1 pseudogene is annotated in these 1392 nt (G+C 60.1%); it reads right to left on the reverse strand.

The window, feature by feature from the left end:
- Positions 1-180: 180 nt before the first annotated feature.
- Positions 181-1392, reverse strand: a pseudogene (locus NW856_RS14220) (histidine kinase); the annotation flags it as partial.

Here is a 1392-nt window from a genome sequence, read left to right on the forward strand (position 1 = left end):
TGACGCTACGGGTACAGTGCGGGGCTTAGCTAACCCCACACCCCGACAAGCTAACGCCTGTGGAGACTCCTCTGGCGGGGTGGTAGGTCTAAAACCTACCGCTAGTCAAGGGTTGCTGAAGCAGGAAGAAAGCAACAGCGCTGAGCAAAAATCTGTTCTGTTCAGTGCTGTGTAGGTCTTTCAGAGCGGCATCTCCCAGTGCAGCTCGACATGGGTGTGGCCTTCCGGGGTGCGGGTGCGGTGCCAAGATCCCTTGGGTAGATAGCGGGCGATGGTGTTCATGGCCTTGCTGCCGTAGCCGCCGCTGAGGCCGGGAGCGTACTCGATACCATCGTTGACCACGGAAAGGCAGCAGTGGCGCTCCGTTTGGGCCAGCGACACCTTGACAAAGGAAGCATTGCCTTTGGGGGGTTGTACATGGGCGATGACATTGCCGATGGCCTCCCGCAAAAAGCGCAAGATGTCTTCTCGCTGATCAAACCACTCGCCGGTGTTGGGCTCCTGCAGCGGTTGCAGTTGCCGCTCTACAGATAGCGTTAGGCTGCCCGATTGGATCAGTTCATCCAGATAGATCTCGATGCCTCGATGCAGCCCTTCTCGTAAGCTGGGGGAGATGCGCAGCTTGGCAGCTAGAGTGCGCACATCGTTGAGCTGATTCCGGATCCCGCGTCCGATCTTCTCCAGTTGTTCGAGCAGGTGGTCGTAGACGGTGGGATCGGGAGCTTTTCCCTGGTGCTGCTGCCATTGCAAGCTCTCCAAGTTGTCCATCACCACCTTCAACTCCTGCAGCTCGCGATCGTGAATGTCGGTGGCTACTCGGTAGAGCAGCTTGCGAGCCTGGTCAATGGCGGCCTCCTGTTCGGCTCGGCGCAGGCGCTCCAGTTCCTGTTGCTGGGCCAAGAGCCGTTCTTGATTCTCCACAATGACCAAAGTGAGCAGCAGGCTCACCCCCGTTAGCCCACTGGCCAGGGCCGGCAAGACGAGAGGCCAAACCCAACGCCCCAGTAGAAACTGGGCCACAGCCCACCCTTCGTAAACGGCAAGCCCCACCACAGGCCGCAGGAGAAACTGCTGTTGCTTCCAGCCCCAAGGGCTCAAAAGTGCTCCGCACCGCTGACGCGAACGTAGGGGGGGACGATAAAGCACCAAAAGCAGTCCCGTTCCCACTCCCAGCAGCAAAACCACCGCAACCGCCACCCCCCCCGGCACGGATTGGTAGACCTCCCCGGTGAGCAGGCTGGAGAGGACTTGCGCCTGCAGCTCCACCGCCGCAATCTGGGATCCATCCGCAGTCCGCACTGGGAAGGTTTCGGGGTAGCCGCCCACAAAACCCACCAGGACAATTTTGTCCCGCAGTTGGTCGGCAACTTCGGGATCGAGGGGAGGGATCCC

The sequence above is a fragment of the Synechococcus sp. R3-13 genome (assembly GCF_047462195.1).
GTDB lineage: Bacteria > Cyanobacteriota > Cyanobacteriia > Thermostichales > Thermostichaceae > Thermostichus.